The organism is Cupriavidus sp. 30B13 (genome assembly GCF_049059565.2).
Lineage (GTDB): Bacteria > Pseudomonadota > Gammaproteobacteria > Burkholderiales > Burkholderiaceae > Cupriavidus.
The window spans coordinates 3,307,593-3,320,542 of sequence record NZ_CP188223.1 but is presented as its reverse complement, the minus strand read 5'-3'; the positions used below and the strand labels follow the sequence as shown (position 1 = coordinate 3,320,542).

Annotated in this window: 14 protein-coding genes; 11 read left to right on the top strand and 3 right to left on the bottom strand. The window is 68.1% G+C overall.

Annotation, left to right across the window (positions count from 1 at the left end; all coding sequences use genetic code 11):
• The first annotated feature begins 24 nt into the window (after positions 1-24).
• From ACKI2N_RS15285 to ACKI2N_RS15270, 4 genes are all read left to right on the top strand, one after another.
• Entirely contained in the window at positions 25-747 is a 723-nt protein-coding gene (locus ACKI2N_RS15285) for a methyl-accepting chemotaxis protein (RefSeq protein WP_420993695.1), read from the top strand.
• Positions 748-817: 70 nt separating this feature from the next.
• The gene (locus ACKI2N_RS15280) at positions 818-1,393 is read left to right on the top strand and encodes a hypothetical protein (protein ID WP_420993696.1); all 576 of its coding nucleotides are present in this window, start codon (positions 818-820) and stop codon (positions 1,391-1,393) included.
• 22 nt (positions 1,394-1,415) lie between these two features.
• Positions 1,416-1,781, top strand: a complete 366-nt coding sequence (locus ACKI2N_RS15275; protein ID WP_420993697.1) for a response regulator — start codon at positions 1,416-1,418, stop codon at positions 1,779-1,781.
• 95 nt (positions 1,782-1,876) lie between these two features.
• Positions 1,877-2,371 carry a cupin domain-containing protein gene (locus tag ACKI2N_RS15270; protein WP_420993728.1) on the top strand — a complete coding sequence of 165 codons (495 nt, stop codon included), beginning with the start codon at positions 1,877-1,879 and terminating at the stop codon, positions 2,369-2,371.
• Between the two features lie 46 nt (positions 2,372-2,417).
• On the opposite strand, the gene ACKI2N_RS15265 is transcribed toward ACKI2N_RS15270, so the two are convergent.
• Positions 2,418-3,569 carry a methyltransferase gene (locus ACKI2N_RS15265; RefSeq protein ID WP_420993698.1) on the bottom strand — a complete coding sequence of 384 codons (1,152 nt, stop codon included), beginning with the start codon at positions 3,567-3,569 and terminating at the stop codon, positions 2,418-2,420.
• A 119-nt stretch (positions 3,570-3,688) separates the two neighbouring features.
• Complete coding sequence (locus tag ACKI2N_RS15260) at positions 3,689-4,630, bottom strand: CysB family HTH-type transcriptional regulator (protein ID WP_420993699.1); 942 nt, start codon at positions 4,628-4,630, stop codon at positions 3,689-3,691.
• A 154-nt stretch (positions 4,631-4,784) separates the two neighbouring features.
• On the opposite strand from ACKI2N_RS15260, the gene ACKI2N_RS15255 reads away from it, so the two are divergent.
• From ACKI2N_RS15255 to cobA, 7 genes are all read left to right on the top strand, one after another.
• Positions 4,785-5,558 (top strand): sulfite exporter TauE/SafE family protein, encoded by a 774-nt coding sequence (locus ACKI2N_RS15255; protein ID WP_420993700.1) that lies wholly within the window; start codon positions 4,785-4,787, stop codon positions 5,556-5,558.
• Between the two features lie 46 nt (positions 5,559-5,604).
• Positions 5,605-7,296 carry a nitrite/sulfite reductase gene (locus ACKI2N_RS15250; protein WP_420993701.1) on the top strand — a complete coding sequence of 564 codons (1,692 nt, stop codon included), beginning with the start codon at positions 5,605-5,607 and terminating at the stop codon, positions 7,294-7,296.
• Positions 7,297-7,314: 18 nt separating this feature from the next.
• The gene (locus tag ACKI2N_RS15245; protein ID WP_420993702.1) at positions 7,315-7,899 is read left to right on the top strand and encodes a DUF934 domain-containing protein; all 585 of its coding nucleotides are present in this window, start codon (positions 7,315-7,317) and stop codon (positions 7,897-7,899) included.
• The gene (locus ACKI2N_RS15240; protein WP_420993703.1) at positions 7,896-8,732 is read left to right on the top strand and encodes a phosphoadenylyl-sulfate reductase; all 837 of its coding nucleotides are present in this window, start codon (positions 7,896-7,898) and stop codon (positions 8,730-8,732) included. Before ACKI2N_RS15245 ends, ACKI2N_RS15240 begins: the two co-directional genes overlap by 4 nt.
• A 12-nt stretch (positions 8,733-8,744) precedes the next feature.
• Positions 8,745-9,707 (top strand): sulfate adenylyltransferase subunit CysD, encoded by a 963-nt coding sequence (cysD, locus tag ACKI2N_RS15235; protein ID WP_420993704.1) that lies wholly within the window; start codon positions 8,745-8,747, stop codon positions 9,705-9,707.
• A gap of 134 nt (positions 9,708-9,841) precedes the next feature.
• A complete protein-coding gene (locus ACKI2N_RS15230) occupies positions 9,842-11,146 on the top strand; it encodes a sulfate adenylyltransferase subunit 1 (RefSeq protein ID WP_420993705.1) in 1,305 nt (434 codons plus the stop codon).
• 50 nt (positions 11,147-11,196) lie between these two features.
• Entirely contained in the window at positions 11,197-11,946 is a 750-nt protein-coding gene (gene cobA / locus ACKI2N_RS15225) for a uroporphyrinogen-III C-methyltransferase (RefSeq protein WP_420993706.1), read from the top strand.
• Between the two features lie 612 nt (positions 11,947-12,558).
• On the opposite strand, the gene ACKI2N_RS15220 is transcribed toward cobA, so the two are convergent.
• Positions 12,559-12,945 (bottom strand): sirohydrochlorin chelatase, encoded by a 387-nt coding sequence (locus tag ACKI2N_RS15220; protein ID WP_420993707.1) that lies wholly within the window; start codon positions 12,943-12,945, stop codon positions 12,559-12,561.
• Positions 12,946-12,950 lie beyond the last annotated feature (5 nt).

The following is a 12,950-nucleotide window of genomic DNA, read 5'->3' as shown; positions in this document are numbered from 1 at the left end:
GCAGCTAAACCGGAAGGATTGCTTGTGATTGGACAGTATCTGTTGGCCGCCCTCGCGGGCGGCGCGGTGAGCGCGGTGCTGGCGCTGTGCGCGCACCGCTTCTACAAGGCGCGCGCGCTGTCGCAGCTGCGCGCCGATGCCGACCGCGAGCTTGGCGCGCTGGCGCGGGCCGGCGCCGAGCTGCGCGAGCGCGCCGCGGGGGCCGAGCGCGAGCAGCAGGCGCTGCAGGCGCTGGTGCAGCGCCTGCGCGAGGAGGCGGCGCGCCAGGCCGAGGCCGCCGACGGCCAGCGCGCGGCGCTCAAGGCCGCGCGCGAGGAGCGCGACCAGTGGGCCGGCCAGGCCCGGCAGATCGCCGGCGAGGCCGGGCGCCTGCGCGGGCTGGCCGCCACCTTCGAGCGCTGGCATGAGCAGATGATCTCGCTGATGGCGCGCAACCAGGCCATGCACGAGCAGAACCAGGAGCTGTCGTCCATCGTCAGGCACGTGGTGATCGTCTCGCTCAACGCCTCGATCGAGGCGGCGCGCGCGGGGCAGGTGGGACGCGGCTTCGCCGTGGTGGCCGGCGAGGTCAGGGAGCTGGCCGCGCGCTCGGAGGCGCTGTCCAAGAGCTACAGCGACAGCCTGCACCAGAACGACCTCACCACCACCGCCACGTTCCAGGACATCCAGGCCGGCGGCAAGATGATCACCGCGTCGCTGAGCAGCGTCGAGGCGCTGGCCAGCCAGTTCCAGGCGCGGCTGCATTGAGCGCGACCGGGCGGCATCGAGCATCCGGCGGGCGGCATCGGGCAATCGGCATCAGAGAACAGGCATCAACGTGATCAGTCCTCGCGCACAGCATAGTTTCGAACGCATTTTCCACCGCGCGGCGCAGTCCCGGCTGCCCGTGCAGGCCGGCGACGCCTGCGTCGTCACGCCGGCGCCGAAGGGCCTGGCGCATGAGCGCGACAATGGCCGGGCGCATGGCCGGGCGCATGGCCGGGCCGATGCCGAGGTGGTGGTGCTGACCATCTCGTCGGTGGTGTTCCGGCTGATGCTGATCCTGCATTTCGAGGACGACGAGGCCACCCGCGCGTATTTCATGCGCGAGGGCGCCCAGGGCGCGCTGCGCGAGGCGTTCGTGGAAACCGGCAATCTCTGCTGCGGGGCCATCAACCAGGACCTGCTGCGCCATTTCCCGGACCTCGGCATGTCGACGCCGTACGTGCTGAGCGCGAATTGCGTGGCGCACATCGACGGCCTCGGGCCGGACTATCGCGCCGCGTACGACGTCTCGATCAACGACACCGTGCAGCTCGGCGCGACGGTGTGCGTATTTACGAGCGCGCCGCTCGACTTCGTGGCAGACGAAGAAGCTGTCGAAGAGAGCGGCGGGGAACTAGAGCTGTTCTGACTGAACAAGACAGGGGAAAAAAGTGGCAAAGATTCTGGTGGTGGACGATTCGGGCACCGTGCGCGACGAAGTGGCGGGCTTCCTGAGGAAGAACGGACTGGACGTGGACACCGCGGTGGACGGCAAGGACGGCCTGGCCAAGATGAAGGCGGGCTCCGGCATCCGGCTGGTGATCAGCGACGTCAACATGCCCAATATGGACGGCCTGACCATGGTGGAGAAGATCCGCGGCGAACTCGGCAACAAGACCGTGAACATCGTCATGCTGACCACCGAAAGCAGCCCCGCCATGAAGGACCGCGGCAAGGCCGCCGGCGTCAAGGGCTGGATCGTCAAGCCGTTCAAGGGCGAGGCGGTGCTGGAGGCGTTCCGCAAGCTGGCCGGCTGAGCGCCCGCCGGCCGCGGGGGCGGCCGCCCTCATTCCCGCCTCATTTTCCGTGCCTACAATGCAGTCGGTGCAGACATGGAGAAGGGGGTGTGGCGATGCCGTTCCAGCTATCGATTTCGCAGGCCGACGAACCGCGCATCGCGATTCCGGCGATCGGCCTGCAGTTGCGCGTGCGCCTGCCGCAGTACGTCAGCGGCGGCAGCGTCGCCATCGTCGAGACCACCAACGCGCCCGGCTTCGGGCCGCCGCTGCACCGCCACGGCGAGACCGAGATCTTCTACGTGACGGCCGGGCGCTACCTGTTCGAGGTCGACGGCAGGCAGTTCGAGGTGCGCCAGGGCGAGATGGTCACGGTGCCCGGCGGCTGCGCCCACGGCTTCGTCAACATCGGCGACACGCCCGCGAGCCAGCTCGTGACGATCATGCCGGGGATGGACGCCCTGGCCTTCTTCACCGAGCTCGGCGAGGCGATGCGCGCGGGCAGGCCGGATCCCGCGGCGCTTGCCGCGTTCGGCCAGCGCTGGGGGGTCGAATTCCTCGGGCCGCCGCTGCGCGCGCCGCAGCGGCCCGCGGCGCGTTCCGGCGCCTAGTGCCGCTGCCGCAGGCAGGCCGCCCGGGCCTGCCATGCTCGAACGCCTATTTCGCTCCCAGCCGCCACAGCGAAGTCACTTCCGCCGCGCGCGCCGCGTGCAGCGGATCGTCCTGGTCGGCGGTCTTCGGGTGGCGCGGCTTGACTTCCAGGCGTCCCAGCATCTTCAGGCCGGCTTCGTCGATCCAGCCCAGCAGCGCTTCGCGCGTGCGCAGGCCGAGGTGCTCGGCCAGGTCCGACAGCAGCAGCCAGCCTTCGCCGCCGGGTTCGAGGTGATCCGCCAGGCCGGCCAGGAAGCCCCTGAGCATCTGGCTGTCCGGGTCGTACACGGCATGTTCGATCGGGGAATTGGCGCGTGCCGGCACCCACGGCGGATTGCAGACTACCAGCGCGGCGCGGCCTTCCGGGAACAGGTCGGCTTCGGTGACCTCGACCTGGCCGTCCAGGCGCAGGCGCCTGATGTTGTCGCGCGCGCAGGCCAGCGCGCGCGGGTCCTGGTCGGTGGCGATCACGCGCTTGACGCCGCGCTGGGCCAGCAGGGCGGCCAGCACGCCGGTGCCGGTGCCGATGTCGAAGGCCAGCTCGGTGGCGCCGGCCGGCAACTGGGCCTTGGCCACGAGGTCGATGTATTCGCCGCGCACCGGCGAGAACACACCGTAGTAAGGATGGATGCGCTCGCCCAGCGCGGGGATCTCCACGCCCTTCTTGCGCCATTCGTGCGCGCCGATCAGGCCGAGCAGCTCGCGCATGGTGGCCACGTAGGGGGCGCCGGCTTCGCCGTGGGCCTCCAGGCAGGCTTCGCGCACGTCGGGCGCGCGGCGCAGCGGCACGCTGTGGTCGGCCTCGAACGGCAGCAGCAGCATGCCGAGCGTGCGGGCGCGCTGGGACTGCGCCTGGCGGTGCAGGTGGAACGCCTCGGTGGGGGTGGGCTTGGCCTGGGCCTTGTTGCGGTGCGCTTTCTTGGGCTTGTCGGCGCGGCGGGCCAGCGCCTGCAGCAGCTGGCGCGCGTTCTGGAAGTCGCCGCGCCAGAGCAGGCCGGTGCCTTCGCAGGCGAGCCGGTAGGCGGTGTCGGCGCTGGTGGTGTCGTCGGCGACGACCACGCGCCGGGGCGGCGGCATATTGGACTCCGAGCGCCAGTTGGCGCTGCGGTCCTCGCCGTCTTCGGTCCAGTGGATGGTGCTTTGTACTTGATTCGTCATATCGGGTTCAGGCCAGGTTCGGTAAGCCGGCCCCGCGTGGGAGCAGGAGCGGGGGCGGCCAGGGCGCGCCAGGCCGGGGCGCGCCGCCGGCACCGGCCACGCCGGTGCCGTTGGGGAAATCAGAGTTCGTAGGCTTCGTGGTCGCCGGACATGGCCTGCTCCACCAGCTTGCGGTTCAGCGTGGGCGAGAACAGCTCGATGAAGGTATACACGAAGCTGCGCAGGTAGGCGCCCTGCTTGACCGCCAGGTGCGTCACATTGGTGCCGAACAGGTGGCCGGCGGGAATGCCGCGCAGGTTGCGGTCGCGCTCGGCATCGTAGGCCAGGCCGGCGACGATGCCGATGCCCAGGCCGATCTCCACATAGGTCTTGATGACGTCCGCGTCGATGGCCTCGAGGATGATGTCCGGCTCCAGGTGGCGCAACTCGAACGCCTTGTTGATCTTGGGGCGGCCGGCGAAGTTGAGGTCGTAGGTGATGATGGGGTAGGCCATCAGGTCTTCCAGCGCCAGGTGCTTCTTCTCCAGCAGCGGGTGGTCGGGTGGCGTCACCACCACATGCTGCCACTGGTAGCCGGGCAGCGAGACCAGGTTCTTGTCCGCCGAGATGCCTTCGGTGGCGATGGCGAGGTCGGCCTGGTCGTGCAGCACCATGTCGGCGATCTGGCTCGGGTTGCCCTGCTGTATGGAAAGGCGCACCTTGGGGTAGCGCCTGGTGAACTCGGCGATCACGCGCGGCAGCGCGTAGCGCGCCTGCGTGTGGGTGGTGGCGATGGTGAAGTTGCCCTGGTCCTGCGCGGCGTAGTCCTTGCCCACGCGCTTGAGGCTTTCCACCTCCTGCAGGATCTTTTCCACCGACACCAGGATGCGCCGCCCCGGCTCGGTCAGGCTGCGGATGCGCTTGCCGTGGCGAGTGAAGATATCCACGCCGAGCTCTTCCTCGAGCTCGATGATGGCCTTCGACACGCCTGGCTGTGATGTGTAGAGCGCTTTTGCGGCTTCGGTCAGGTTGTAGTTCTGACGTACGGCTTCACGCACAAAGCGGAACTGATGCAGATTCATATAACTGAGGTCGTATAAACAAACAACTTCTTATTAGTTTGAGATATGAGGCCAGTTTATTACGATTCTCGAACTTTGTTAACGAATGGTCGGATTCTCCGCGCGCGCCTGGCATCCCGGCGGCCGCGGCGCTCACCGGCCCGGCGCTCGCCCCATGTCCCTTGCCTATACCGTTTCCGGTCTGCTAGTAGGCGTCCTCGTCGGCCTGACCGGGGTGGGAGGGGGCTCGCTCATGACGCCGCTGCTGACGCTGATGTTCGGCTTCTCGCCGGCCACGGCGGTCGGCACCGACCTCGCTTTCGCCTCCATCACCAAGGGTTTCGGCACGCTCGCGCACCGCGCGCACGGCCACGTGCAGTGGCAGGTGGTGCGCCGCCTGTGCATCGGCAGCCTTCCCGCCGCCGCGGCGGCCATCCTGGTGCTCAAGAGCGCCGGCGAGCTCGACGCGCGGTGGCTGTACGCGATCCGCATGGCCATCGGCGTGTCGGTGATCCTGACCGTGCTGTCGCTGCTGTTCCGCAAGCAGATGCTGGACTGGCTGGCGCGCAATCCCCGCTTTCACCTCCAGGGCCGCGCCCAGGCCGTGGCCACCGTGCTGGTGGGCGCCGTGATCGGCGTGCTGGTGACGGTGTCCTCGATCGGCGCCGGCGCCGTGGGCGCCACCCTGATCCTGCTGCTCTATCCCCGGATGAAGCCGGCCGAAGTGGCCGGCACCGACATTGCCTACGCCGTGCCGCTCACGGCGCTGGCCGGGCTGGGCCATGTGTGGCTCGGCACGGTGGACTGGAATCTGTTGCTGTCGTTGCTGGTGGGCTCGATCCCCGGCATCTGGCTGGGCGCGCAATTGTCGCGGGCGCTGCCCGAGCGGCTGGTGCGCGCCGCGCTGGCGACCACGCTGACGCTGGTCGCCATCAAGCTCGTCTCCTGAATTCAACGCCTTACCGCATACACCGAATACTGAACGGACCCACACCATGTATCAGTACGACCAGTACGACCAGCGCATCGTCAACGAGCGCGTAGCCCAGTTCCGCGATCAGGTGCGCCGCCGCATCTCCGGCGAGCTGAGCGAGGAAGAGTTCCTGCCGCTGCGCCTGCAGAACGGCCTGTACATGCAGCGCCATGCCTACATGCTGCGCGTGGCGATTCCGTACGGCCTGCTGTCGAGCAAGCAGATGCGCATGCTGGCCCATATCGCGCGCACCTACGACCGCGGCTACGGCCACTTCTCCACCCGCCAGAACATCCAGTACAACTGGATGGAGCTGGAGCGCGTGCCCGACGTGCTGGCCGACCTCGCCAGCGTGGAAATGCACGGCATCCAGACCTCGGGCAACTGCGTGCGCAACATCACCACCGACCAGTTCGCCGGCGTCGCGCCGGACGAATCCGTGGACCCGCGCGTGCTGGCCGAGCTGCTGCGCCAGTGGAGCACCTTCCAGCCGGAATTCGCCTTCCTGCCGCGCAAGTTCAAGATCGCCATCACCGCCGCGGCCGACGACCGCGCCGTGGTGCAGATGCACGACATCGGCATCCACGCCTACAAGAACGCCGACGGCGAGACGCGCCTGCGCGTGCTGGCCGGCGGCGGCCTGGGCCGCACCCCGATCCTGGGCTCGGTGATCAAGGAAGACCTGCCGTGGCAGCACCTGCTGTCGTACGTGGAATCGGCCATTCGCGTGTACAACCGCTACGGCCGCCGCGACAACAAGTACAAGGCGCGCATCAAGATCCTGGTCAAGGCCATCGGCGTGGAGAAGTTCGCGCAGGAAGTCGAGGAAGAATGGCAGTTCAGCAAGGATGGTCCCGCCACCATCACGCAGGCCGAGTTCGACCGCGTGGCGCAGTACTTCGCGCCGCCCGCCTACGACAAGCTGGCCGACACCGATGCTTCCTATGAAAAGCACCTGCTGGAAGACAAGGCCTTCGCCCGCTGGGTGAGCCGCAGCGTCCATCCGCACAAGGTGCCGGGCTACGCGGCCGTGACGCTGTCGACCAAGCCGGGCGTGGTGTCGCCCCCGGGCGACGCCACCGACGCGCAGATCGATCTGGTGGCCGACCTGGCCGACCGCTACGGCTACGGCGAACTGCGCGTGGCGCACGAGCAGAACCTGGTGCTGCCGGACGTGAAGAAGCGCGACCTGTACGCGCTGTGGCAGGAAGCGAAGCAGGCCGGCCTGGCGACCGCCAACGTGGGCCTGCTGACCGACATCATCGCCTGCCCGGGCGGGGATTTCTGCTCGCTGGCCAATGCCAAGTCGATCCCCATCGCGCTGGCCATCCAGCAGCGCTTCGACGACCTCGACTACGTGCACGACCTGGGCGAGATCTCGCTGAACATCTCGGGCTGCATCAACGCCTGCGGTCACCACCACGTGGGCAACATCGGCGTGCTGGGCGTGGACAAGGATGGCGAGGAGTGGTATCAGGTCACGCTGGGCGGCGCGCAGGGCAACGCCAGCGCGATCGGCAAGGTGATCGGCCCGTCGTTCAAGGCCGAGGAAATGCCCGACGTGGTGTCGCGCATCATCGACACCTTCGTGGCCAACCGCCACGAGGACGAACGCTTCATCGACGTGCTGGGCCGCATCGGCATCGCGCCGTTCAAGGAGCGCGTGTACGCCCAGGGCCGTACCAGCGGGCAGCGCGAACGCGCCGAAGCCTGAGCACCGGAGAAACAAGACATGGCAAAGATCATTCAACTGCAACGCGGCACGCAAGGCGCCCACCCGACGCCGGTCATCCTCGACGATGCCTGGACCGTGCTGCGCGGCGCCGAAGGCCAGCCGCTGACCGACGAGCAGATCGCCGCCGCGGCGCAGGGCAAGGACCAGGTACTGTTCCCGCTCGCCGCGTGGCTCGCGCACAAGGACGGCGTGCTGGCCGGCCGCGCGGCCGACATCACCGGCATCTGGCTGGCGCCCGAGGACGAGCCCGCCGACGCGCAGGCCGCGTTCGGCAGCGTGTCCGTGGTGGCGGTGGACTTCCCGGTGTTCCGCGACGGCCGCGGCTTCTCCACCGCCTACCTGCTGCGCACGCGCTACCACTGGGCCGGCCAGCTGCGCGCCATCGGCGACGTGCTGCGCGACCAGCTCAACTTCATGAAGCGCTGCGGCTTCGACACCTTCGCCGTGCGCGCCGACAAGAACATCGAAGACGCCATCAAGGGCTTCACGGAGTTCACCGTGGCCTACCAGGCGTCGGTGGACGAGCCGCTGCCGCTGTTCCGCCGCAACCGCGCCGAAGCGCTGGGCAGGGAAACGGCATGAACGGGATCTCCATCGCCGGCGTGCCGGTGAGCGTGCTGTCGCCGCCCGCCGATGCGCCCGAGGCCGAGGGGTCGCTTTCGTCGCTGCGCCCGCCCGCGCTGTGGGCGGCGCCGGAATACACCGGCAGCATCGCCGACCTCGAAGCCAAGGAGCGCGAGCTGGGCCTGCGCCTGGCCGGCATCGCCGGGCGCTTCTTCCGCGCGCGCTTTGCCTCCAGCCTGGCCGCCGAGGACATGGTGGTGACCGACGCCATCCTGCGCGGCAGCGAAGCCGTGCGCGCCGGCATCCGCGTGTTCACGCTGCAGACCGGCCGCCTGCACGCCGAGACGCTGGCCGTGCTGGACGCGGTCAAGGCGCATTACGGCTACGACATCGAGCGGTTCACGCCGGACGCCGAGGCCATCGAGAATTACCTCAAGAAGAACGGCCTCAACGCCATCTACGACAGCGTGGACCTGCGCAAGAGCTGCTGCGGCATCCGCAAGGTGGAGCCGCTGAACCGCGCGCTGTCGCATGCGGACGCGTGGCTGACCGGCCAGCGCCGCGAGCAGGCGGTCACGCGCGCCGAGCTGCCGCTCGAGGAAATCGACGAGGCGCGCGGCATCCCCAAGTTCAACCCGCTGGCCGACTGGACCGAGGCCGAGGTGTGGGCTTACCTGAAGCGCCACGGCGTGCCGGTCAACGCGCTGCATGCCAGGGGCTACCCGAGCATCGGCTGCGAGCCGTGTACGCGCGCGGTGCGCGCCGGCGAGGATGTGCGCGCCGGGCGGTGGTGGTGGGAGAGCAAGGACTCGAAAGAGTGCGGGCTCCACGAACAGAACATCAAGCATTGAGGCCGAGACGACATGGGCATCATGAACGAACTGAAGGGCGCGCCGGACGTGGCGCACCTGCTGCAGGTACAGAACGATCACCTCGACAAGCTCGAGGCGGAATCCATCTACATCATCCGCGAGGTGGTGGCGGAGTGCCGCAACCCGGCGCTGCTGTTCTCGGGCGGCAAGGATTCCATCGTCATGCTGCACCTGGCGCTCAAGGCCTTCCGCCTCGGCGACCGCAAGACCGAACTGCCGTTCCCGCTGGTGCACATCGACACCGGCCATAACTATCCGGAAGTCATCGCGTTCCGCGACCAGCGCGTGGCCGAGCTTGGCGCGCGCCTGGTGGTGGGCCATGTGGAAGACTCCATCAAGCGCGGCACCGTGCGCCTGCGCAAGGAAACCGACTCGCGCAACGCGGCCCAGGCCGTGACGCTGCTGGAAACCATCGAGGCGCACAAGTACGACGCGCTGATGGGCGGCGCCCGCCGCGACGAGGAAAAGGCACGCGCCAAGGAACGCATCTTCTCGTTCCGCGACGAGTTCGGCCAGTGGGACCCCAAGGCCCAGCGCCCGGAATTGTGGAGCCTGTACAACGCCCGCATGGCGGCCGGCGAGCAGATGCGCGTGTTCCCCATCTCCAACTGGACCGAGCTGGACGTGTGGCAGTACATCGCCCGCGAAGAGCTGGAGCTGCCGCCGATCTACTACGCGCACGAGCGCGAAGTGGTGCGCAAGAACGGCCTGCTGGTGCCGGTCACGCCGATCACGCCCAAGCAGGACGGCGACGTGAGCGAGGTGCTGTCGGTGCGCTTCCGCACCGTCGGCGACATCAGCTGCACGTGCCCGGTGGCCAGCGTGGCGGCCTCGCCGATCGAGATCATCGCCGAGACCGCGGTGACCGAGATCACCGAGCGCGGCGCCACGCGGATGGACGACCAGACCAGCGAGGCGTCGATGGAACGCCGCAAGAAAGAAGGCTATTTCTGACACCGGACGCATAGGCGGGCACGTCGCGCCGTTGCGCGGTGCCCGTGCACCGATGCACACGTCGCCCCGCGCGCCTGGCGCTGCCTCGCGCATCCGCGCCGCAGCGAGCGCCCCGGGGAACAAAGGATCTGATCATGAGCAACCAAGCATCACACCAAGGCCTGCTGCGCTTCATCACCGCCGGTTCGGTCGACGATGGCAAGAGCACGCTGATCGGCCGCCTGCTGTACGACAGCAAGGCCGTATTGTCGGACCAGCTGACCGCGCTGACCCGCGCCAAGAACAAGCGCACCGCCGGCGAGCAGATCGATTTCTCGCTGCTGACCGACGGCCTCGAGGCCGAGCGCGAGCAGGGCATCACCATCGACGTGGCCTACCGCTATTTCTCCACCGCGCGCCGCAAGTTCATCATCGCGGACACGCCGGGGCATGAGCAGTACACCCGCAACATGGTGACCGGCGCGTCCACCGCGCATGCCGCCATCGTGCTGGTCGACGCCACCCGCGTGACCGTGAGCGACGGCCGCGCCGAGCTGCTGGCGCAGACCAAGCGCCATTCGGCCATCCTCAAGCTGCTGGAGATCCAGCACGTGATCGTGGCCATCAACAAGATGGACCTGGTCGAGTACAGCGAAGAGCGCTTCGACCAGATCCGCAACGCCTACACCGAGCTGGCGGGCCAGCTTGGCCTGAAGGACGTGCGCTACGTGCCGGTGTCGGCGCTGCGCGGCGACAATATCGTGCACGCCAGCCAGGCCATGCCGTGGTACGCGGGCGAGCCGCTGCTGCCGCTGCTCGAGGCGCTGCCGGTGGAAGAGCCCGCGCCCGCGGGCGATGCCGCGCTGCGCTTCCCGGTGCAGCTGGTGATCCGCCAGGACGGTGCCCAGGCCGACGATTTCCGCGGCTATGCCGGCCGCGTCGAGGCCGGCACCGTGCGCGTGGGCCAGAAGCTGCGCGTGCTGCCCGCCAACCGCGACGCCGTGGTGGCCGAGGTGCTGACGCCCAACGGCGTGGCGGAATCGGCCAGCACGGGCGAGACCGTCACGGTGCGCCTGTCCGAGGACGTGGATGTATCACGCGGTGACATGTTCGTCGCCGCCGGCGCGGACAGCGCATCGGCCAGGAAGCTGACCGCCGACCTGTGCTGGTTCGACGACGAATCGCTCAACCCGGCGCGCAAGTACGTGCTCAAGCACACCACGGCCACCGTGTTCGCGCGCGTGTCGTCGGTGGACCGCGTGCTGGACGTGCACACGCTGTCGCACGAAACCGGCCGCCACGACATCAGCCTCAACGACATCGGCTCGGTGCAGCTCTCGCTGCAGAAGCCCATCGTCTGCGACGTCTATGGCGACAATCCGGCCACCGGCGCGTTCGTGCTGATCGACGAAGCCACCAACCACACGGTGGCGGCGGGCATGATCCGTGCATTCGCCTGAGCGTGTATAAAGCGTAGCGAACAGGCAAGCGAAGGCTAAGGAGCAAGGCAATGGGCAAGGTCTATCTGATCGGCGCGGGTCCCGGCGCCGCGGACCTCATTACGGTGCGTGGCGCACGGCTTTTGGGCGAAGCCCAGGTGGTGCTGCACGACGCGCTGGTATCGCCCGAGATGCTGGCCTGGTGTCCGCAGGCGCAACTGGTGGAAGTCGGCAAGCGTTGCGGCCAGCGCTCCACCGCGCAGTTGTTCATCAACCGCCAGATCGTGGACATGGCCGGCAAGCATGAGCGCGTGGTCCGCCTCAAGGGCGGCGACCCCATGCTGTTCGGCCGCGCAGACGAAGAACTGCAGGCGCTCGAAGCGGCCGGCATCGAGTACGAGATCGTGCCCGGCATCACCGCCGCGCTGGCGGCCGCCTCCGCCATCCGCAAGCCGCTGACCAGGCGCGGCGTGGCGCGCAGCGTCGCCTTCGCCACGCAGAGCAAGGCCGCCGGCACCATCGACGTGGAGGCCGACGTGAAGGCCGATACGCTGGTGTACTACATGGGCCGCGACCAGGCGGCGTCGATCGCCGCCCAACTGATCGCCCATGGCAAGCCCGCCGCCACGCCCGCGTGGGTGGTCGAGGCCGCCACTTCGCCGCGCCAGCGCAGCCGGGAATTCACGCTGCGGCAGATGGCGGCGGGCGAGGCGGCCGCCTGGATCGACCCGGCGCAGCCTAGTTTGTTGATGATTGGGGAGGCGTTGGGGAGGAGGGAGACGGAGGGGTTGCCGGTGGAGGGGATTACGCGGGCGGCATAAGGGGGAGTTGGGGTTTTTGCTTCAACTTCAACTTCTTAACGTCAACTTCAAAGTCAAAGGCTTTCGCTCCCCCGGAGCGACCTGCTTTCTTTTCCCCGAAAAGAAAGTAGGCAAAGAAAGCGGGCTGCCTGGCCGGCAGGGGCAGAGCCGAACAGTGTTGCTGGTTGTTGGTGGTTTCGTGGTGGGGCCTGCGGTTCTGCTGGCCTGCTGCCGTTACCGGTTCGGCTGGCCACGATCTGGCTGGCGGTATGGGTTGCGGGGTCAGACCTATGATGACGGGCGCACTGCTGGTTCGGGCATCTGCCGTTACCGGTTTTGGTGGTCACGGCATAGCACCGGCACTGGTTTCGTGGTGGGCGTGGTGGACCCAGCGCGAGTGTGCGGGGTTGCTTTGAATCGGATGACTTCTCAAGTCAAAACCGGGCACGTCTCAAGGCGACAACTACCTTGACACACGCCGAGACAAAGAAAAGTGACGATCTCTCCCAAGCCCGTACCACCAATACCGTTCGAGCCTCCGGCCCACAGCAGCTAGAACAAGGACCCAAAGCAAGAACTACCAACCAAGCCCGAGCCGCCAGGTCCACAGCAGCCCGAGCAAGGCCCCTCACCTTACTTCGCTACCCCCACACAATAAGCAACAACCGCATCCAACACCCCCTCAGCCTCCCCCACAGCCGTCGCGCAGCGAATCTCCACACCAGGATGGCGCCGCCGGCAATCATCCAGCAGCACCGGCAAATCGCGCCGCAGATGGCCGCCCTGGCCGAAGAATACCGGCACTACGGTGATGTCGGCCACGCCGCTGCCGGCCAGTTCGGCCAGGGCGTCGGGCAGGGAAGGGGTCATCAGTTCCAGGAAGGCCAGGCGTACCGCGCTGCCGGGCAGGGCCGCCGCGAGCTTCGCGTGGAGCCGGTCGAACGGCTCGCGCCAGCGCGCGTCGCGCGCGCCGTGGCCGAACAGGACCAGGGCTTTGGCGGGGGCGGCGGGGTTGTCCATGGCGC